17 protein-coding genes are annotated in these 22,280 nt (G+C 40.7%); 12 read left to right on the top strand and 5 right to left on the bottom strand.

Features of this window, described 5'->3' with window-relative positions:
- Nucleotides 1–256: 256 nt before the first annotated feature.
- Genes dprA through HMPREF0106_RS09340 form a run of 3 tightly spaced genes read right to left on the bottom strand, consistent with a single transcriptional unit; the run spans nt 257 to nt 3,109 of the window.
- On the bottom strand, nt 257–1,381 hold the full coding sequence (gene dprA, locus HMPREF0106_RS09330; protein WP_009040348.1) for a DNA-processing protein DprA: 1,125 nt from the start codon (nt 1,379–1,381) through the stop codon (nt 257–259).
- Complete coding sequence (locus HMPREF0106_RS09335; protein WP_007757582.1) at nt 1,378–1,779, bottom strand: acyl-CoA thioesterase; 402 nt, start codon at nt 1,777–1,779, stop codon at nt 1,378–1,380. The genes dprA and HMPREF0106_RS09335 overlap by 4 nt, the downstream gene beginning before the upstream one ends.
- Before the next feature lie 40 nt (nt 1,780–1,819).
- A complete protein-coding gene (locus HMPREF0106_RS09340; protein WP_009040347.1) occupies nt 1,820–3,109 on the bottom strand; it encodes a peptidase U32 family protein in 1,290 nt (429 codons plus the stop codon).
- A 124-nt stretch (nt 3,110–3,233) separates the two neighbouring features.
- On the opposite strand from HMPREF0106_RS09340, the gene dusB reads away from it, so the two are divergent.
- Nucleotides 3,234–4,229 (top strand): tRNA dihydrouridine synthase DusB, encoded by a 996-nt coding sequence (gene dusB / locus HMPREF0106_RS09345; protein WP_009040346.1) that lies wholly within the window; start codon nt 3,234–3,236, stop codon nt 4,227–4,229.
- 89 nt (nt 4,230–4,318) lie between these two features.
- On the opposite strand, the gene HMPREF0106_RS09350 is transcribed toward dusB, so the two are convergent.
- Nucleotides 4,319–5,284: a phosphatase PAP2 family protein gene (locus HMPREF0106_RS09350; RefSeq protein WP_004298541.1), complete on the bottom strand. Its 966-nt coding sequence runs from the start codon at nt 5,282–5,284 to the stop codon at nt 4,319–4,321.
- Nucleotides 5,275–6,282 carry an NAD-dependent epimerase/dehydratase family protein gene (locus tag HMPREF0106_RS09355; protein ID WP_009040345.1) on the bottom strand — a complete coding sequence of 336 codons (1,008 nt, stop codon included), beginning with the start codon at nt 6,280–6,282 and terminating at the stop codon, nt 5,275–5,277. Before HMPREF0106_RS09355 ends, HMPREF0106_RS09350 begins: the two co-directional genes overlap by 10 nt.
- Before the next feature lie 44 nt (nt 6,283–6,326).
- Here HMPREF0106_RS09355 and HMPREF0106_RS09360 point away from each other — a divergent pair, with 44 nt between their 5' ends.
- The 11 genes from HMPREF0106_RS09360 (at nt 6,327) to HMPREF0106_RS09410 (ending at nt 22,067) form a co-directional block, all read left to right on the top strand.
- Entirely contained in the window at nt 6,327–6,929 is a 603-nt protein-coding gene (locus tag HMPREF0106_RS09360) for an RNA polymerase sigma-70 factor (protein WP_004317021.1), read from the top strand.
- Between the two features lie 62 nt (nt 6,930–6,991).
- The gene (locus tag HMPREF0106_RS09365; protein ID WP_009040344.1) at nt 6,992–8,155 is read left to right on the top strand and encodes a FecR family protein; all 1,164 of its coding nucleotides are present in this window, start codon (nt 6,992–6,994) and stop codon (nt 8,153–8,155) included.
- Nucleotides 8,156–8,306: 151 nt separating this feature from the next.
- The gene (locus HMPREF0106_RS09370; protein ID WP_009040343.1) at nt 8,307–11,897 is read left to right on the top strand and encodes a SusC/RagA family TonB-linked outer membrane protein; all 3,591 of its coding nucleotides are present in this window, start codon (nt 8,307–8,309) and stop codon (nt 11,895–11,897) included.
- 23 nt (nt 11,898–11,920) lie between these two features.
- Nucleotides 11,921–13,489: a RagB/SusD family nutrient uptake outer membrane protein gene (locus HMPREF0106_RS09375; RefSeq protein WP_004317017.1), complete on the top strand. Its 1,569-nt coding sequence runs from the start codon at nt 11,921–11,923 to the stop codon at nt 13,487–13,489.
- A gap of 22 nt (nt 13,490–13,511) precedes the next feature.
- Complete coding sequence (locus HMPREF0106_RS09380; RefSeq protein ID WP_009040342.1) at nt 13,512–14,408, top strand: putative zinc-binding metallopeptidase; 897 nt, start codon at nt 13,512–13,514, stop codon at nt 14,406–14,408.
- 12 nt (nt 14,409–14,420) lie between these two features.
- Nucleotides 14,421–15,737, top strand: a complete 1,317-nt coding sequence (locus tag HMPREF0106_RS09385; RefSeq protein WP_009040341.1) for a DUF4302 domain-containing protein — start codon at nt 14,421–14,423, stop codon at nt 15,735–15,737.
- Between the two features lie 7 nt (nt 15,738–15,744).
- Entirely contained in the window at nt 15,745–16,785 is a 1,041-nt protein-coding gene (locus HMPREF0106_RS09390; protein ID WP_009040340.1) for a BACON domain-containing protein, read from the top strand.
- Nucleotides 16,786–16,788: 3 nt separating this feature from the next.
- A complete protein-coding gene (locus HMPREF0106_RS09395) occupies nt 16,789–17,922 on the top strand; it encodes a fibrobacter succinogenes major paralogous domain-containing protein (RefSeq protein WP_008643925.1) in 1,134 nt (377 codons plus the stop codon).
- A gap of 35 nt (nt 17,923–17,957) precedes the next feature.
- Complete coding sequence (locus tag HMPREF0106_RS09400; RefSeq protein WP_008643920.1) at nt 17,958–19,106, top strand: FISUMP domain-containing protein; 1,149 nt, start codon at nt 17,958–17,960, stop codon at nt 19,104–19,106.
- Between the two features lie 240 nt (nt 19,107–19,346).
- Entirely contained in the window at nt 19,347–21,503 is a 2,157-nt protein-coding gene (gene rnr / locus HMPREF0106_RS09405; RefSeq protein WP_008643914.1) for a ribonuclease R, read from the top strand.
- Between the two features lie 84 nt (nt 21,504–21,587).
- Complete coding sequence (locus HMPREF0106_RS09410) at nt 21,588–22,067, top strand: pyridoxamine 5'-phosphate oxidase family protein (RefSeq protein ID WP_004298553.1); 480 nt, start codon at nt 21,588–21,590, stop codon at nt 22,065–22,067.
- The last annotated feature ends 213 nt before the right edge of the window (nt 22,068–22,280 follow it).

Below are 22,280 nucleotides of genomic sequence, written 5' to 3'. Positions count from 1 at the left end.
CTTGCATTTCTTTTCATTACTTACCATAAATGTGCCATGTTTTATCCATTAGAAGTACGTCGTGTCCGATAACAGTAAAAATTAGTGAAAGAATTTAAAAGAGAAACAAATACAACAGAATTATTTGGAAAGAATCAGTTGAACACTTACATTTGTCATGTGATTTTTTTCATAGTATTAGATTTAAGGTTAACAAAGGTTGGAGCAAGGCGTTGCTCCTTTTTTTATGTCTATATGTGAGATTAGTTCATGTGAGTTAATTCAATAATTGGTACATTCCTCCTGCCAATACACGAATCACCCCTTTCATTTCCAGTTCAAACAGTAGGGCAGTCATCTTATTTACGGGAATATCTGCTTCTACCACAAGAGAATTGATTTGCAGATTTCCCAGTTTCTCCAAAATAGCAACTATCTTCTGCTCTTCTTCAGACAATTCGATAAAAAGACTACGTTGCACACTTACCTTTTCCGAAAGAGTCGTCTGCATATTCCAGCCCATAGCCTGCACAAAATCCTCGGCAGATAATAACAGGGATGCTTTATTATCCCTAATCAACCGATTGCATCCTTTTGAATATTCATCACTCATGCGACCTGGGAAAGCGAAACAATCGCGATGATAACCTTCAGCAAGTTCGGCCGTAATCAATGAACCTCCCTTTTCTGCCGACTCAATGACGATGGTAGCATCACACATGCCGGCAACAATACGGTTTCGACTGATAAAGTTATGACGATCGGGATTCGTTCCGGACAGAAATTCGGTCAGTAATCCCCCTTTTTCAAGCATGTCAACAGCTGTTTTCCGATGGACATAAGGATAAATACGATCCAAGCCATGAGCTAAAACACCTACCGTAGGTAATTCATTAGCCAAAGCTTCACGATGCGCATGAATATCGATTCCATAAGCAAGGCCGCTAACTACAAGTACATCAGGACAAACTGCTTTCAGATCCCGCAGAAAAGAGGCGCAGATTTGTGTCCCATAATCAGTAGCATTACGGGTTCCTACCATATTCAGGATATGAAGGGAATTTAGATCAGCATTTCCTTTAAAGAAAAGAACGACAGGAGCATCTTCACATTCCCGCAAACGGGAAGGATAAGCCTCATCATGAAAGGACAGACAGGCGATCCGATTCTTCCGGATAAATTCATATTCCTGTTCGGCACGGATCACAGCTTGCGGACAATCCAATGCCTCTATCACCCGTTGACTTACTTCTGGAATACGTTCCGGTATTTCTTTGCGCAGACGGAAGACATCAACGGCATTACCCATTCCATCTATCAAATGTTTTGCTCCTATGTGCCCGATACCGGGCACCATTGTCAGAGCAATACTATACATTTGTTCTTCTTCGGAGCTGTTCATTTCAGGTAGGGCGCAAAGACATTATCGAACAATTCGCTGTCACTTAAACGTCCGTTTACCACACATACCGTCTCAACAGTGGATTTCACTACTACTTTATTATCATTCTTACGGAAGATATCCTGATAAAACACATATTTGATACCTTCCTTTTTCATATATAGTTTCGATACAAACTCATCTCCGCTTTTCAATGGAGTCTTGAATGCCATACTAATACGTGCCACTACCGGATCGACTCCCTGCTCATGAAGTGCAGCAAAACTGACACCCACCGAAGTCAGAAACTCGTGACGGGTATGTTCCAGATAGTGCTGATAATTGGCATTATTGACAATACCTTGAAGGTCACATTCGTAATCGCGAACCTTCATTTCCAATTCATAGATATAGTTCATTTAAATTGAGAATTGAGAATTAAAAGTTGAGAAATAACAGTTAGCCTCTTTTTTGCTCAATATCGAGTCCTTTGAACTTCTTCAATTCTTCGGTCGATACCAGTTTATACAGCTTGTCACTAGGACGTATCTTATCCGATTTCATGGAGAAATGCTGTCCCTTTTTCACTGTTTGCACAGATTCCAAGTCAACACGGGCTTCTTCCAAAGTCATAAATAGGGCACCGGTAGTCGGCCCTGTAATGAGAAGCTTATCGCCTACACTTACTTCAGCAGCTTCTACCAAGAATTCGGAAACTCCGATATTGGAGAAGTATTTGATACCTTTACCTACATAAATCTTACGTTCCGTAGCTGCCGAACCATAATTCCTGGTCCATTCGCCCAAACGCTGTCCCAAGTAATATCCATCCCAGAAGCCACGGTTGAATACGGTTTTCAGGCGTTCATCCCAAGCCGCAATCTTTTCATCGGTGAATGTTCCATCCAAATAAGCCTTGATAGCTTCTTTGTAACATTCAACCACCGTACGTACATATTCAGGTCCACGGGCGCGGCCTTCAATCTTGAATACACGTACACCGGCATCCAACATTTTATTCATAAAATGGATGGTCTTCAAGTCTTTGGGAGACATGATATATTCGTTATCAATATCCAGTTCCACATCCGTTTCCTTATCACGAACCGTGTAAGAACGACGACATACCTGCATACAAGCACCGCGATTGGCCGAATGATTCATCTCATGTAAAGAGAGATAGCATTTACCCGATACTGCCATACAAAGCGCACCATGGCAGAACATCTCGATACGAAGTTGTTCGTCGCTCGGACCACAAATATGTTCTTCCTGTATCTGACGATAAATCTCGGCCACCTGTTCCAGATTCAACTCACGGGCCAATACTACCACATCTGCAAATTGCGCGTAGAATTTCAAAGCCTCTGCATTGGAGATATTCAACTGGGTGGAAAGATGCACCTCCTGCCCTATCTGACGGGCATAATTCATCACTGCCACATCAGCTGCAATTACCGCAGAAATTCCTGCTTCCTTGGCCGCATCGACAATGGTATGCATCAGAGGGATATCTTTATCATAGATAATCGTATTGACCGTCAGGTAGCTCTTCATCCCGTGCTCATCACACGTACGGGCTATTTCCCGTAAATCATCAATCGTGAATGTATTAGCCGAACGGGCACGCATATTCAGGTTTTCTATACCGAAATAGATAGAATCGGCACCTGCCTGAATGGCCGCAGCAAGAGATTCGCGCGAACCCACAGGAGCCATTATTTCAAAATCTTTCAAACTAAGACTCATAGAATATATACTTATTTGTATCAGTTAAGCAAATGAATGCGTACAAAGGTAGGCTTTTTTCCGTATTTTTGCAGCGAAAACAAGAAGTTACTTCAATCATAAACAGTAAATAGCAGATTCATATATGAAAATAGCCCATATAGATTTAGGAAAACACCCCATCTTACTTGCCCCGATGGAGGATGTAACCGATCCGGCTTTCCGCCTGATGTGCAAGAAATTCGGAGCAGATATGGTGTACACCGAATTTGTATCGAGTGACGCACTGATACGCGCTGTCAGCAAGACTGCGCAGAAACTAAGTATCAGCGATGCAGAACGTCCTGTCGCCATCCAGATATACGGGAAAGATACAGAGACAATGGTGGAAGCTGCCAAGATTGTAGAGCAGGCACAACCTGACATTCTGGATATTAACTTCGGATGTCCCGTGAAAAGAGTAGCTGGAAAAGGTGCTGGAGCAGGTATGCTACAAAATATCCCCAAGATGCTGGAGATCACCCGTGCTGTCGTAGATGCGGTGAAAATACCTGTAACAGTGAAGACTCGTTTGGGATGGGATGCAAACAATAAAATAATTGTAGAATTAGCGGAACAATTGCAAGATTGTGGCATTGCCGCATTGACCATACATGGCCGTACCCGCGCACAAATGTATACCGGAGAGGCGGATTGGACACTGATAGGCGAAGTGAAGAATAATCCGAGAATTCATATTCCCATTATCGGCAATGGAGACGTGACCAGTCCTCAACGCTGTAAGGAGTGTTTTGACCGTTATGGAGTAGATGCTGTAATGATCGGTCGCGCCAGCTTCGGTCGTCCATGGATATTCAAGGAAATAAAACACTATTTAGAGACAGGTGAAGAATTACCTCCACTTAGTTTTGAATGGTGTATGGAAGTACTTCGTCAGGAAGTGGTAGACAGCGTTAATCTGCTCGATGAGCGTAGAGGTATTTTGCATGTACGCCGTCATCTGGCCGCAAGCCCGTTATTCAAAGGAATCCCTAACTTCCGCAACACACGTATTGCGATGTTACGGGCAGAAACAAAAGAAGAGCTTTTCCGGATATTTGATGAAATCACTTCCCAACGCAAAGAAAATCCGGAAATTTAAATCAACACCTATTATATCTATTCTTCAGGAGCTTGTACTTGTTCCTGAAGAATAACATGATCTAATTAAAACGTCAAGGTCTTTGGTTTCTATTTAAACATCGGCTGCGCAAACCACTTTTTAAACATCCAGGTTACGACTACATACAATAGGAATGCAGAGAAAAAACCAACAATGGCATCAATCACATAATGCGCCTGAATATATACGGTAGCCCCACAGAGCAACATATAGAAAGGTATAAGACAGGCAAACAACTTCTTGCTGCCACGCCAAGCCATAATCATCAGAATAGTAGAAATGCCTACATGCGAACTGGGGAATGCCGCCGTAGGACGTTCACCCACTTGCTGCGAGCCTTCCACCAAACTATAAAAAAATCCGTGCTGATAGCCCGGTCCGGGAAGTAACTCCTGATTATGATTGAAATAATCACCGATAGCAGGAAAAATACCTTTAGATACATTATCAATACCAATGGCAGGAAAATAGAATTGAGGACCTGCAACAGGAACGAATATATAAATCAGATAGTAAATAAAGAAAGAAGTGACAAGCACAAAAGACATCTTTTCGAACCACTCAAATTTATAAATGAAATAGAATAGAGCCACAATCAGCATCATCGGATAATAAAAGAAATATCCCATATTGAATGCCTCGCTGACTATAAGATGTGGAAACGTATGGCAGAACCAAATAGCAGGCTGACCATTGAAAATAAACTGTTCGGCAGTTGCAAATACATGATCCAAATTCGGAAAGAAACGATTGAACTCGAAAGTATCCGGATACCAGTAAGACAGCAGACTCATCTGAATGACAATACGCACAAACGCCGAAAATTTACAGGGAGCAAGACGATAAAGATACATCAATAAAAAAGTCATAGCCGCGATCATCGCCCTATCCAGCAACATGTGCCATGGATGATCCATCCGCTGAAACAGGAACAGAATCAATATGGAAGTCAACAGATTATAAATCAATGTAATCTTTTCCACAGCAAACAACCCTTTCCGGGTTTCTATGCGCTTAAATAAGTCTAAAGCCATCCTTCATTTTTATACCAGGCAATGGTTTCCCGAACTCCCTTTTCCAAATCATATTCGGGCACATACCCCAGTTCATCCATTACCGGGGTTATATCGCATTGCCAGTTGCGTTGTTTCATTATCTTATATTTATCCGAATTCAGAGTACTGCTCCTCCCGGAACGTGTAGCAATGAATTCAGCGAACAAAGATATAACTTTTAGCACAATTAATGGACATTTCAAGTGAAGAACAAACGGATTACCCAATTCTTTTTGTATCAAATCCGAAAAGGCACGGCTTTTATAAACTTTCCCGTCTGTCAAGAAATACGCCTTACGAACTACTTTTTTCTCTATTCCCAGGAAAATAGCCTGCACAATGTCTTTCACATACACAAAAGTCAAGTCCTGACGACGGAAACCTACCGAGAAATCAACGTGTTTCCGGATAGACTTTGCTATCAGATAGTAATCAGCTTCACGAGGTCCATAGACTCCTGTAGGACGATAAATGACATAAGGGAAACCGGGCATACTCTGAATATACAACTCCGCTTTCAGTTTGCTCAATCCATAAGCAGTATTGGGTACCGGAGGGTCGTCCGCCTTTATCGGAGTATAGTCCTTCTCACGTACAGGTCCGAACACACTCAATGTACTGATATAGATAAACTGTTTCGGAACCATATTCAGCTCCTTCAACGTATCGATAAAATATTTGGTCTGAAGATAATTTACATAGTCAAAAGAGTGCTTGTCGGGGCACTTTGTAACACCGGCACAATGAATGATATAATCAAATTTGTTGTAAGTGCCTTTATGCCCGAAGAGTTGGGCACGAAGTTCATTAGGGTGCGCAAAATCCAGTTCCAGAAAGTGGATTTTCCGGTTTTTCAAATACCGCTTGCTACTCGTAGAACGAATCCCGGCCCACACACCAAACTTTCGCTTCAACGCTTCCTCCACGATGAAACTGCCGATAAAACCACTCGCGCCTGTAATTAAAATACTCTCCATTATTACTTTTCAGGTCCTACATGAATATTAATTGAAAAAATATGATGCCACAAAGATACGATAAATATAAAATAAAAGCCATTTTGCTTTTCTCAATTATTATTTGTTTATTTGCAACGCGATTTATTTACTATTCAACACTTTTAAAGCACGTGGAAGATAAGGCCGATTTTGATTTTCTTTTTAAAGAGTACTATCCTCAACTTTATTATTATGCATTTCACCTGATTAATAATATGGAGGCTAGCAAGGATATCGTAAGCGACGCCTTCGAATTTATTTGGGCCAATTATGCAAAAATAGATAAAGCCACGGCTAAATCTTATCTATACATTTACGTTCGCAACAAAAGCATTGACTTCCTGCGACATCAGAATATACATGAACAGTATGTACAAATCTATTCCGAACTGACCAAAAGTTATGTTGAAACGGAATATCTGGAGCAGGATGAAAGAATGATGCATATCAGCAAGGCAATGGAAAAACTGACTCCACATACCAGGCATATTTTAGAAGAATGTTATATTCAACGCAAGAAATATCAGGAAGTGGCAGAAGAATTAAATATCAGTGTCAGTGCAGTCAGGAAGCATATTGTGAAAGCATTACAAGTGATACGTGAAGAATGTGCAAAAAAATCATAAATCAGGTATCTTTATTTTATGATTAAACGTAATATAAATAAGTATGATACAGTCAAACAGTGATGAATAAAGATATTGACAATATAAATAATACAGATGAATCTGTAGAGAAGGCGCTCGACATTATGGAGAGCTCTTCAGAAATAAACGTCGAACAACTGCAGGAAATGCTTAAAAATGAAGAAACCCTGCAGGCTTGTCGCGACATCATGGATAGTAGCCTTTTTCTGCAACAAAAAGGAGGAATAGAACTTCCTAATGTAGAAATGGAATTGGAGCGATTTAAGAAAAAACAACATTCAACACGAATGCGTTCCAATCTCTGGAAGATAACTATCGGAATAGCCGCCATGATTACCGTTCTATTCGGGAGTTACTATTTAATTAATAGCCTGACAACCCCTGCACTCGAACCAATCACTGTATTCACTGCTGATACTACTCCCCAACATATTGTTTTGCAAAAAGATGATGGAGAAAAAATTGTGTTAGACGAACCGCAGTCAAACAATCAAGTCCTGCCTAAAACCGCCATTGCAAAGTCTGAAAAGAAAGAGCTGGATTATAGGCAAGTCATCTCAACAACTACACAGACACATGTACTTACCGTACCACGAGGTGAAAGTTTCAAAGTGGTATTATGTGACGGCACAGAAGTCTGGCTGAATGCTAATAGTAATTTTGTTTACCCTACAGCCTTTATTGGCAACGAGCGTATCGTTACTTTAGAAGGCGAAGCTTATTTCAAGGTGGCCAAAGACGCCAAGCATCCCTTTATTGTAAAAACCAAGTCAGTCCAAACCCGCGTTCTCGGCACGGAATTCAATATACGTAGCTATACTCCCGAAGATACTCATGTAGTACTTATTAACGGGAAAGTAGAAGTAAGTAACACAAAAGGAGGATCATATACCCGACTATATCCGGGAGAAGACGCCCACCTGCAATCTGATGGAAATTTCGTTCTAACAGAAGTAGACTTAGACTCTTACGTCTATTGGAAGGACGGCTATTTCTATTTTGACAATATTACATTGAAAGATATTATGCAAAACTTAGGACGCTGGTACAATGTAAACATAGAATTCAGAAACAAAGAAGCAATGACGTATAAAATGCACTTCATATCCGATCGCACTAAAGATTTAGAGCATACAATCTCATTGCTTAATAGAATGAAAAAAGTCACTGTCACCTTGCAAGGCAATACGCTTACCATAGACTAGGTTTTTATTGCATAAGTATAACAAATCTATGCAATAAACAACAAAATATCACTTTTATTAAAAAATAAATCGCAAAAGGGGTATCCATTTTCTTTTCTCATACGCATTAGTTATATAAACATATCCAAATAGTGTTATTAAAAACAAACGTATGAGAAATAATTGGAACTTATTTATTGTGTGTTTTCTATGCGTATTGTGCTTCCAGCCTTACCAAGTTAATGCTCAAACGCAATCACAAAAGAAAATCACGATTGAGATTAGCAACGAACGATTGCCGTCCGTACTTAAACGTCTGGAAAAACTCTCCGGCTACAAAATCCTATTTACGTATGACGATGTCAAGAAATTCACCGTTTCCGGCTCTGTCAAAGATAAGAGTATAGAGCAGACTCTCGATATTATCTTAGCCAATAAGCCACTAGAATACCATATTGAAGATCAATTTATCACAATTACTTCCAAAGGTCCTTCCAAACAAGCGAAAGTATTCAATGTAAAAGGAGTGGTAATTTCCGGTGATGACGGACAGCCTCTCATCGGTGCAACTGTTGTCATCAAGGGAAGCAAGTCCGGTGTATTAACAGACATAGACGGAAAGTTTTCGATAGAAAATGTATCCAATAAATCCCTGTTACAATTTTCTTATATAGGAATGAAGCCACAAGATCTGACTCCTACCCCAACTATGAATGTTACATTAATGCCTGATGTACAAACTTTATCAGAAGTAGTAGTAACAGGTATGCAAAAAATGGATAAACGCCTGTTTACAGGAGCGACCAAACAATTGTCTGCAGATGAAGTGAAACTAGATGGTTTGCCTGATATCAGCCGTGGACTTGAAGGACGCGCCGCAGGCGTATCTGTACAAAATGTTTCCGGCACGTTTGGTACTGCCCCGAAAATTCGGGTACGCGGTGCCACATCTATTTTCGGTAGTTCAAAGCCATTATGGGTAGTAGATGGAGTCATCATGGAGGATGCTATTGACGTAGGTCCGGATGACTTATCTTCAGGAGATGCAGAGACGCTAATCAGTTCAGCCATTGCCGGGTTGAATTCAGATGATATCGAGAGCTTTCAAATATTGAAAGACGGATCAGCAACCTCTATCTATGGCGCACGAGCCATGGCAGGGGTTATTGTAGTAACAACCAAGAAGGGAAAAGCCGGCGTTAGCAAAATGAGCTATACCGGTGAATTTACAACCCGTATGATTCCCAGTTATAAAGAATTCAACATTATGAATTCGCAGGAACAAATGGGAATCTACAAAGAGATGGAGCAGAAAGGATGGCTTAATAACAGCGATACTTACCGTGCCAAAGATAGTGGTGTATATGGACGTATGTATCAATTAATCAATCAATATAACCCGGTTACAGGACAATTCGGACTTGCCAACACGCCGGAAGCACGTAATGCTTACCTGCGCGAAGCGGAAATGAGAAATACCGACTGGTTCAATACCTTATTTTCCAACAACGTTACACAAAACCATTCGGTCAGCATCACTTCCGGAACTGAAAAGTCTTCATTCTATGCTTCATTAAGTGCGATGTCAGATCCGGGATGGTATAAACAAAGTGAAGTAAAACGTTATACTGCTAATTTAAATACAACATATAATATATATAAGAATTTATCTATAAACCTGATCTCCAGTGCTTCCTACCGTAAACAGAAAGCCCCCGGGACACTAAGTTCAGAGGTTAATGCAGCAAGTGGAGAAGTTACCCGTCAGTTTGACATCAATCCCTATTCGTATGCACTAAATACATCACGTGCATTAGATCCAACAGTTGACTATACAGCCAACTATGCACCGTTCAATATCCTCCATGAATTGGATAACAATTATATGGATTTGAATGTAGCTGATGTTAAGTTTCAAGGAGAAATAAAATGGAAAGCACTTCCGGAGTTAGAACTAAGTGCATTAGGAGCAGTCAGATATCAGGCTTCTTCACAAGAACACAATATCAAAGATCACTCGAATCAGGCAACCGCTTATCGCACAGGAATGGACGACGCTACCATTCGTGACGAAAACAACTTATTGTATACCAATCCGGATAATCCGTATGCTTTGCCTATCAGTATACTACCGGAAGGAGGTATTTACCAGCGTAAGGACTATCGTATGTTGGGGGTAGACTTCCGTGCCACAGCATCCTGGAATCATTTATTTGCAGAAAAGCATATAACCAATCTTTTCGCCGGTATGGAAGTAAATGATTTGAAACGTATGCAAAATTATTTTCAAGGATGGGGAATGCAATATACAATGGGTGAAATACCATCGTATGTATATGAATTCTTCAAGAAGGGCATTGAATCCGGTGAAAGCTATTATGGATTAAACCATACAACAACAAGAAGTGTAGCAGGCTTTGCCAACGCAACTTATTCTTATGATGGACGTTATACAGTAAACGGAACATTCCGCTATGAAGGCACCAATCGTATGGGAAAAAGCCGTTCTTCCCGCTGGCTTCCTACATGGAATATGTCAGGAGCATGGAATGTACATGAAGAAAATTTCTTCAAGACATTCAGCTCTGTACTGTCACACTTAACATTCAAAGCATCCTACTCTTTAACAGCCGATAGAGGACCGGAATATGTGACCAACTCACATGCCATAATCACTAGTTATTCACCATTTCGTCCTTTCACCAGCGGACAGGAAACAGGACTTTATGTATCTGATCCTGAAAACAGTGAATTAACCTACGAAAAAAAGCATGAGTTGAACATCGGTGCCGACATGGGATTCTTAGACAACCGGATCAATTTCTCGATTGACTGGTATAAACGCAACAACTATGACCTGATTGGTATTACCCCGACACAAGGAGTAGGCGGTTCTATCTACAAATATGCCAATATAGCTTCCATGAAATCACATGGTATCGAGTTCACCATCTCAAGTAAGAATATCCAGTCGAAAGACTTTTCATGGCATACAGACTTCATCTTTTCCAAAGCAAAAAATGAAGTTACAGAACTGAATGCCCGTTCCAGCGTAATGGATTTAGTTTCAGGTTACGGTTTTGCCCGTCAGGGTTACCCGGTACGTGGTTTGTTTTCCATTCCATTTGTCGGCCTAAATTCAAATGGTATCCCGATGTATAATATCAATGGAAAAATAACCAGTACCGATATTGATTTTCAGACACGTGACAACATAGACTACCTAAAATATGAAGGTCCTACTGATCCTACCATAACAGGAAGTTTTGGTAATATTTTCACTTATAAAGCATTCAAACTGAATGTATTCATCACCTATTCATTTGGTAATGTAGTACGTTTGAATCCATGTTTCAGCTATCAATACAGTGACTTATCTTCTATGCCACGCGAATTCAAGAATCGCTGGACAGTGCCAGGTGATGAAAAACGCACGAATATCCCCGCTATTATCTCGAAACGCCAATATGAAGATAATAAAGATTTAATGTATGCATATAATGCCTACAATTATTCTACAGAACGAATTGCCAAGGGAGACTTTATCCGTATGAAGGAAATATCCTTGTCCTATGACTTCCCCCAATCATGGATTGCACCAGCAAAGATATCTAATTTATCTTTGAAACTTCAGGCTACCAATTTATTCCTGATTTATGCAGATAAAAAACTCAACGGACAGGACCCGGAATTCTTCAATACCGGTGGAGTAGCTTCCCCTGTACCTCGTCAGTTTACATTGACTCTTAGATTAGGATTTTAACCATTCAGATAATTATAAAAATGATGAAATACAGAAACGTCTTATATACAACACTCATTTCAGCTCTATGCTTGGGAACAACTTCCTGTAGTGACTTTTTAGATGAAATGCCGGATAACCGAACCGAATTGACTACTGAAGAAAGTATTACCAAAGTATTGGTATCTGCATACCCAATGACCACCAACTGTCATATAGGCGAATTCTACAGTGACAATATCGATGAAAATAGCAGAGCATACAGCTACCTTTTCCGATTAAACGAACATTTGTACCGTTGGCAACAAACGACTGAAGAAAATCAGGACTCTCCTCATGCTTTATGGAATGACTGTTATAACTCGATTGCATCAGCCAACCAAGCCTTGGCGGCTATTGAGCAGATGGGAAATCCTCAATCATTATCAGCCCAAAAAGGCGAAGCTTTGATATGCCGTGCATACAATCATTTTGTATTAGCTACCACATTCTGCAAAGCGTATGGTACAAATGGAGACAAAGACTTGGGTATACCTTACATAAAAGAACCGGAAACATCTGTAAATCCACAATACTCACGCGGAACAGTTGCTGAAGTATACGAAAATATTGCAGCCGATTTAGAAGAAGGACTGCCTTTAATTGATGACAATATTTACTCACGGGTAAAATATCATTTTAATAAGAAGGCCGCTTATGCATTTGCAGCCCGCTTTTATCTATATTATACACAACCGGATTTTTCCAACTGTCAGAAAGTTATCAATTATGCCAATATAGTACTCGGTAATAATGCGTCCCAATATTTACGTGACTGGGCTGCATTAGGAGCTTTATCTCCCAACAAGAATATACAGCCGAACGCTTATGTAGATGCAGATAACCGTGCCAATCTAATGGTAATATCAGCAGCTTCATATTGGCCATTGGTTTCCGATCCGGGTTATGCCAACTGCGAAAGGTATTGCATGAACAATATTACTGCTTCGGAAAGTTGTAAATCCGAAGGTCCATGGGGAGATCAGTCAAGTTATCATCAGATCCCATTTTCACCCGGTGGCTCTATAAAGAACGGATTCCGCCGCTTAGTTATCTATCAGCAATTCACGTCGGGCAACAGTTGGATCGGCTACATGCTGTATCCTGCTTTTACCACCGACGAAGCATTGCTTTGCCGAGCTGAAGCCTACACGTTACTAAAACGTTATGACGAAGCTGCCGCTGATATAGATGCCTGGCAGAAAGCCTTTACAAAAAACACCCAAACTTTGACCAAGGAGACAATCAATGATTTTTATGCCCGACTAAAATATTACACACCGGAAGCTCCGACAGTAAAAAAGGAATTGCATCCGGATTTTGTAGTAGAAAAAGGAATGCAGGAGAATCTAATACATTGTATTCTACATGCAAGACGTCTGCTAACCTTAGAAGAGGGGCTTAGATGGCAAGATATAAAACGCTATGGCATTATAATCTACCGCCGCTATTATGAAGGTTATACCTTGGTGAATATCACTGACAAGATGGACACGAATGACCCCAGACGTGCAATTCAGCTACCGGCCAGTGTCATTACAGCAGGTATGCAACCAAATCCAAGAAATGACTAAATAACTTTAGGAGGAAAAAAATATGAAGAAATACATCATATACAGTTTAATCATGACATTGACCTGTGGACTGGGTGCTTGCAACAATGACGAAGACGTAGACAAAGCAAACAGCATTTTCTCCACAGAAGAAGTAGATCGTAACCCATTCGACAAGTGGATATTAGGCAATTATACCCATCCATACAACATTGCATTAAAATATCGCATGGAAGATAACGAGAGCGACATGACACACATATTAGCACCTGCCGAATACAAAAAGTCTGTGGTACTGGCTAAAATTATCAAACATGTGTGGCTGGAAGCATACGATGAAGCAACAGGCAATCCGAACTTCTTACGCCAATATATTCCTAAGACAATCCACTTTATCGGTTCCCCCGCCTATGAAGACAATGGAACTATGGTATTAGGAACAGCTGAAGGCGGCATGAAAATTACATTATACAATGTAAATGACATCAATCCCGACCAAATAGATATTAACCTGTTAAACGACTACTATTTCCAGACAATGCACCATGAGTTCGCACATATTCTGCATCAAACTAAAAACTATGATCCGGCCTTTGACCGTATTACGGAAAATGCCTACATCGGTAGCGACTGGTATATGGTGGGAGCCGACCGCAATGCATGGCAACAAGGATTTGTCACTCCTTATGCAATGAGTGAATCACGTGAAGATTTTGTGGAGAACATCGCAGTGTATGTCACAAATACCAAAGACTACTGGAATAACATGCTGCAAAATGCCGGTGAAAACGGCCGTACACTCATAAAGCAGAAATTCGAAATAGTCTATAGTTATATGGAACAAACCTGGGGAATCAATCTGGACGAATTACGCGAGATTGTTCTACGACGCCAGGATGACATAGCAAACGGCTATGTAGACTTAAGTATTATTGAATAAAATATGAAAATTATGAAGAAATATCTATCCATATACACACTTCTGGCATTGGCCTGCATTGTTTTGCAATCTTGTCTTTTCTCCGAAGAAGAAATATTCGACGAATCATCTGCCAATAGAGCCACAGCCGATGTAATCAAATGCCAGGAGATTCTTAAAGATGTGCCGAACGGCTGGAAACTGGAATATTACATAGGAAGCAACTATTCTGCAGGTGCAATCACTTTACTAATGAAATTTGACGGGAAGCAGGTAGAAATGGCTTCGGAAACAGGCGCAGAAAGCTATAAACCGGGAACTATAATAACCTCTCTGTATCAAGTAAAATCGGAACAAAGCACAATGCTCACTTTCGACTCATACAACCCACTGATCCATATGTTTTCAGGTCCTTTAGGCCTGAACATGAACCTAGGAGGGGATTACGAGTTTATTATAATGAGCGCAACTCCCGACAAAGTAATTCTGCAAGGAAAAAAATACAAAAACATAATGGAGATGACGCCTATGCCCAAAGATATACCATGGCGTATTCAGATTGAAGATATCATTAACATTGAGAAAGATGCTTTTCTAAATACATACCGCATGGAGAAAGGCGGACAAGTACTGAATTACTTTATACGCAACAATGGCACAATGGCTACATTCTCCGCTTACAGCGCCGATTATAGTAGTGCAAGAAGTTTACCCTATATCTACACAGAAAAAGGATTAAAGTTACAATCCCCGTACAATGTCAACGGACTTGAAGTCCAGAACTTCAAATGGGATAGAAAGTCCAGACTATTTGTTTGTACCGACGCAGGAGCAACTGACATCGTACTTAAAGAATATTATCCCGAAAACTATCTACAATATGAAGACTATATCGGTACCTACACTGCAACGATTGACGATTATGACGAAGGGCCAACTTCGCAATCTGTAACCATCTCTCCTAAAGTCAGAGGAGAAAGTTATACACTGAAAAGTATTGGCGGATTCAACTTCACCCTCCAGTATGACAAAGCCAGCGGAAAACTAGTTTTAGATTCACAAAGTATAAGTTCGACTTCTTCATCGTCTTATTACTTTGCGTGCGCGGCAGGTGTGGAAGGCTATGCCCACACAGAATTAAGTCTGCCATCACGCCTACGCAACGGATTGGTAAATGTGACGACAAACAGCAACCCTTTCACTTTTTACTTTGCGGATAAAGCAAGCCAGGAAATTACATCATTGATAATCTGGGCTTATTCATCTGATGAATATTCAACCTCCGGACTAATGGGTTACTGGAGCTGGTATAACTCAATCTTAATGGTAAAAGAAAACGAAAGTAATTAATACGATTATGAGAAAGCTTTTTAATATATTCTTATTTGTACTTTGCAGCGTAGCAATAGCGGGATGCAATGATACGGAAAGCAGCGAATCCAAGTTAGAAATCAAAGCTGTAAATACTAATTTCCAAGCTACCGGCGGAAAAGGATACATACAACTTCAGTCAACAGGAAATATAACAGCAGATGTTGACGTCGATTGGTGTGTGCTGAAAGAAGTAAATCCTAATGAAGTGGTATTCGAAGTAAAAGAAAATACCGGGTACTCCGGTAGAAATGCTTTATTGACAATCAGTAACGGAGTAGAGACAGAAGCATTCAACATCAATCAATCCGGAGCTGTTTTCATCTTCGGCAAAGACGAATGGATGCTCCGTACCGACAATAAAGCAGCTACTCTGCCAATAAAACTACAAAGTTCTTTCGATTATACAATAGACATACCCGCAGAAGCTCAAGAATGGTTGTCATTTGAACAGAATGCGAAGGGAATAAATTTCAAGGTAAAAGAAAATACCTCCGGAAAAATGAGAGGAGCTATTGTCAATGTGGCAGCAAAAGACAGATCGGCTTCTTATCAGGTAATACAATATGATGTTGACGAACTTACCGGAACATGGCAAGGCATGTTTTCAGACGGGCAAATGAATTACGGTTTGAAAGATGTCACCATTGAGAAACAGGAAGACGGAACATACCTGCTTTCAAACATTCTAACCGGATTGCCTTACAAACTGAAAGCAAAAGCCATAGACAATTGCCTGGCTTTTGGGGCCGGTCAAAACCTAGGAGTCTTCGAGGACAATTTATATCTCTCATTCGAAATTCTTAGCTCTGACCTATATTATGTAAAAGATCCTTCTGTAACAATCTCATTAGGCCCCGTAATGTTAACAGACGGAACATTCGTTTTCGCTTTTTCCGGAATAAAAGAAAGTGATCCTTTCGGTTTTGTTTTCCGGGTATATGAAGATGCAGAACTGCAGAAGGTTATAGACAATCTGTCCATTTTTATTAACTGTATTCTATTTAAAGAAGACATAATCCAATAACATATGAAAAAGATACTATTAACTAGCTTTATTGTGGCATTAGGATTACTTGGTGCAAGCTGTAAAGATGACAATAGCACAGCAGGCGGAGGAGGAGAAATACTTCCGGACCAACAGGTAAGCTGTGAGATATTTATGCCAACTGATGGCGCAACCGTTATTATGTCAGACAAACTGATTATCAGAGGAGAAGGGACTACAAACTATGGTAAAATCATTTCTGCAGAACTGAAAGTCGGGGAAGAGATTATCACTGACATCACTTCAGTTCCATTCTATTATGAGTATACCTTCTCCAAAGATGCCGAACCGGGAGAACTGAAAATTGAGTTAGCAGTTAAAGGAGATCACGAAGGTAGTGCCTTGGCAACTATTACAGTGACAACAGAACAAGGAAACAGGCCTGCTCCCCCTCAATATGGAGAAGTGCTAACCGATACCCGTGATGGAAATACATACAAAACCGTACAACTTGCAGACCAGTTATGGATGGCAGAAAATTTACGCTATCTACCAGAGCAACAGTTTGATGTGTCCTCAACCGAACCAAGATATTACGTAATGTTTGATAATGATGCAAAAACAGAACTTGGAAAAGGTTTCCTGAATGCATATGGAGCCTATTACAACCTACCTGCTGCTCTACAAAACGAAACGGCTTTAGGTCCCGATGAAACACGTATAATAAAAGGAGTTTGTCCTGATGGATGGCATATTCCTTCTCAAAAAGAATGGCAAAAATTATCTCAATATGTATTAGATTCCGGAATGGCAGCAATTATGAATGATGGTCAAGTAGATGAAACAGCCCTAGCAAAGGCTCTAGCTTCAACAACGATGTGGATGATGCCGGAATACACAGAAATAGAACCACAGCCAACCTGGGTTGGAGTTGAGATGGAAAAGAATAATGCAACCTTATTCAATGGTCTGCCTATAGGTTTCCGTGCTTGTGCAGGCGACGAAGATTGGATGCATTCAGCCTACAGTGCGGGTTGGTGGAGTTCGACAGCGGGAGTACAAATGGGACCAGAATTTGGTATTACCGTACGTATGTGGTCAGACCTCCACACATTTGTAACCAATGCAGAATTTAATCCGGGAGTAGGACTCCCCGTTCGTTGTATCAAAGATTAACCATATATTATTACTCACTAAATAAAAATACAATTATGAAGAAGTTAGGATTCCTTTTATTTTTAGTCTTAGGACTAACGGCTTGCGGTGATGACAACAATGATCCCGCTCCAGAACAACATGTAACATGTGCCATATCTTCTCCTACTGAAGGAGCAACGATAGACATAGCTGAAAAGATGACAATCAAAGGAGAAGCAACTGTTGACATTGGTCAAATATCGAATGTTACTCTTAAAATCGGAGACAAACAAATTTCAGAAGTAACTTCTGTTCCATTTAGTTATGAATACACATTCGAAGCCAGTCAAGCCGTAGGAGCACTAAAAATTGAACTGACCGTCAAAGGCGATCAAGGTGCCATGGCGACAAGTGAAGTAAATGTCACACTAAAAAAGACCGAACCAACCCCAGAACCGGAAGAAGGAAAGATGATTGACCCACGGGATAATCATGAATACAAAATTGTTACAATTGGTGAACAAATATGGATGGCAGAGAACTTGGCTTATTTACCATCAGTTAGCAAACCGGAAGATGCCGCTACCAGTGATGGAGATCCGCTCTATTTTGTTTTCAACTATGATGGCAAAGATGTAAATGCAGCTAAAGCCACGAAAGAATACAAGACATACGGAGTCTTGTATAATTGGTATGCCGCTATGAACCAAAAGAACGCAACCGGTGGAAATGCGGATGCCATACCAAGTGGTATTCAAGGAATCTGTCCTAACGGATGGCATCTACCCAGCAAAGCAGAGTGGAAAAAACTAGAAAATTTTGTTGCAGATGAATTAGCACCAGTTGAAGGTAATGTATGGACAGATGATGAAGGAAATAAATACTCCGATAAAGACTGCAAAAACGTCTGGTCAGCATTGACAGGAAAACTGGATGCTGACGGTTGGGGAGAATCCGGCATGATAGATGAAAATCCTGATCTCGCTAAAGGTCCACGTGACACCTATGGCTTTAATGTTATACCTGCCGGACAATGTTATCAGAGCGGAAGTTTTGAAATGCCTAAGTCACAGAGTAGAACAGACTTTTGGAGCACAGACCAAGCTACTTACGGAGCAGGAACTGTATATTTCAGTAATATGAGTTATGGGTTAGGTTATTCTTCTGATAAAGGAGGAATACAAGTAAAACGTGGCCTTTCAGTACGTTGCGTAAAAGATTAACTATATTGTAGATAAACATTTATCAATTAGTTCATTACAGAATTAATAAATTCTCTCTTAAAGATAAGGGAAGTATGTCGAGAGATATGCTTCCCTTTTAATATATCTTTTTACACCTAGTTACCAACTCACTCAAACATATAATTAGTCGATATCCAATATCACGAAATAAAACAAATTCTGAATGTTCTTCCATTTTATTATATATCTTTGTAACTAGATATTTTAAAAGACTACATTATGGCAAAAAAGAAAGAAAAGAAAGAGAAAAAGGCCGGCAAGAGAATGAGTAAGAAAGAGCTGGCAGCACTATTAATAGACTTTTTCCATGCCAAATCCAGCGAGACCTTGAGTATGAAATATATATTTTCGGAACTGCGTCTCACTACCCATCCGCAAAAAATGTTATGCGTCGATATATTACATGACCTTTTAGCTGACGATTATATCAGTGAAATAGAAAAAGGAAAGTTCCGCCTGAACAGTCACGGAACGGAGATGACAGGTACTTTCCAACGGAAGAGCAACGGTAAGAACTCGTTTATTCCTGAAGAAGGGGGCGACCCGATATTCGTGGCCGAACGTAATTCCGCACATGCGATGAATAACGATAAGGTAAAGATCACCTTCTATGCCAAACGGAAGAACAGAGAGGCCGAAGGAGAAGTCATCGAAATATTGGAACGCGCCAACGATACATTCGTCGGCACACTGGAAGTAGCTAAGTCATACGCATTCCTGGTGACAGAGAACCGTACATTAGCCAATGATATTTTCATCCCAAAAGATAAGCTGAAAGGCGGAAAGACCGGAGATAAAGCCATTGTGAAAGTAACCGAATGGCCGGACAAGGCAAAGAATCCTATCGGACAAGTAATAGATATATTAGGTCAGGCTGGCGACAATACCACAGAGATGCACGCAATTCTTGCAGAGTTCGGTCTGCCGTATGTATATCCAAAAGCAGTAGAGACAGCAGCAGATAAGATTCCTGCCGAGATTTCAGCAGAAGAGATTGCCAAACGCGAAGATTTCCGTAAGGTAACAACTTTCACCATCGACCCGAAAGATGCCAAAGATTTTGACGATGCACTTTCCATCCGCAAGCTAAAGGACGGATTATGGGAAGTAGGTGTACACATTGCCGACGTGACACATTACGTAAAAGAAGGCAGCATCATCGACAAGGAAGCAGAAAAGCGGGCAACTTCCGTTTATCTGGTAGACCGTACCATCCCGATGCTTCCCGAACGGCTGTGTAACTTCATTTGTTCACTCCGCCCGAACGAAGAAAAACTAGCTTTCTCCGTTATCTTCGATATTACGGAAAAAGGAGAAGTCAGAGACTCACGCATCGTACATACGGTTATCAACTCCGACCGTCGCTTCACCTACGAAGAGGCACAACAAATCATAGAAACAAAAGAAGGAGACTTCAAAGAAGAAGTACTCACATTAGATACGATTGCCAAAGCACTGCGCGAAAAACGCTTCTCTGCAGGAGCTATCAACTTCGACCGCTACGAAGTGAAGTTCGAAATTGACGAAAAAGGAAAACCAATCAGCGTTTACTTCAAGGAGTCAAAAGATGCCAATAAACTAGTGGAAGAATTCATGTTGCTCGCTAACAAGACCGTAGCAGAAAAGATAGGATGTGTGCCGAAGAACAAGAAAGCCAAAGTGCTTCCTTACCGTATCCACGACCTACCCGATCCGGAGAAGTTGGAGAACTTGTCACAGTTCATCGCACGCTTCGGCTACAAAGTGCGTACAAGCGGAACGAAGACTGATATTTCAAAATCCATCAACCATTTATTGGACGACATACACGGAAAGAAAGAAGAGAACCTGATAGAAACCGTATCCATCCGCGCCATGCAAAAAGCACGTTACTCAACCCATAACATCGGTCACTACGGACTAGCTTTCGAATATTACACTCACTTTACTTCTCCCATCCGCCGTTTCCCGGACATGATGGTACACCGTTTGGTGACGAAGTATATGGACGGAGGACGCAGCGTATCCGAAGCTAAGTACGAAGACCTCTGCGACCACAGCTCGAACATGGAACAAATTGCAGCCAATGCCGAACGTGCTTCCATCAAATATAAACAGGTGGAATTTATGAGCGAACGTCTGGGGCAGATTTACGACGGTGTAATCTCCGGCGTAACCGAGTGGGGACTTTATGTAGAATTGAACGAAAACAAATGTGAAGGTCTGGTCCCTGTTCGTGATCTGGATGATGACTACTACGAATTCGACGAGAAGAACTATTGTCTTCGCGGACGCCGCAAAAACAAAATATACAGTTTGGGAGACGCTATTACTGTTCGGGTAGCTCGTGCCAATCTGGAAAAGAAACAATTGGATTTTGAATTAATAGAAAAGTAAATTCACCACAGAGTACGCTAAGAAATCAGGAAGTAAAAAGACTTCGTGTACTCCGTGTCCTCTGTGGTAAGCCAAACAGCCATTATGAAAACTGTCATTATTGAAGATAAACAACGAATCGAGTCCATTATTCTCCATTGCGATGCCTGTTTTGTAGGCATTACTGATTTGGAAGGTAATCCCTACGTAGTTCCGATGAACTTCGGTTATGAGAATGGCATCATATATCTTCATTCGGGTCCTGAAGGCAGCAAGTTGGAGATGCTAGAACATAATAATAATGTATGCATCACTTTCAGCGTTGGACATAAACTTGTCTACCAACACGAAAAGGTAGCCTGCAGTTACAGTATGCGTTCGGAAAGCGCGATGTGTCGGGGGCAAGTAGAATTCATCGAAGAGATAGACGAGAAACGCCGTGCATTGGATATTATCATGCGTCATTACACAGATAGTGAGTTCAACTATTCCGATCCTGCGGTACGTAATGTCAAAGTATGGCAAGTACGTATCAATCAGATGACAGGAAAAGTTTTCGGTCTGCGAGCCAACGAAAAGCCATGAAGCGGTTTTCCGGCTTTCGACAATACTTGAGTAGAGTATTCAACAAGCATTGTAGAGTATTTCCAAATTAATTTCTCTAAACAAAAGTTTAGATCACTTTTACCCTCACACCCCCACCATTGCCTGTATCTCTTTATCCATCGACATTACAGGTGTGAGAGTAAAGGTGATTATAAAGACTATTCTATCCTCTCATATCAAATTCTTTTTGTA

The sequence above is a fragment of the Bacteroides sp. D22 genome (assembly GCF_000163675.1).
In the GTDB taxonomy this organism is placed as follows: Bacteria; Bacteroidota; Bacteroidia; order Bacteroidales; family Bacteroidaceae; genus Bacteroides; species Bacteroides xylanisolvens.
This window is presented reverse-complemented; position numbering and strand designations above follow the sequence as displayed.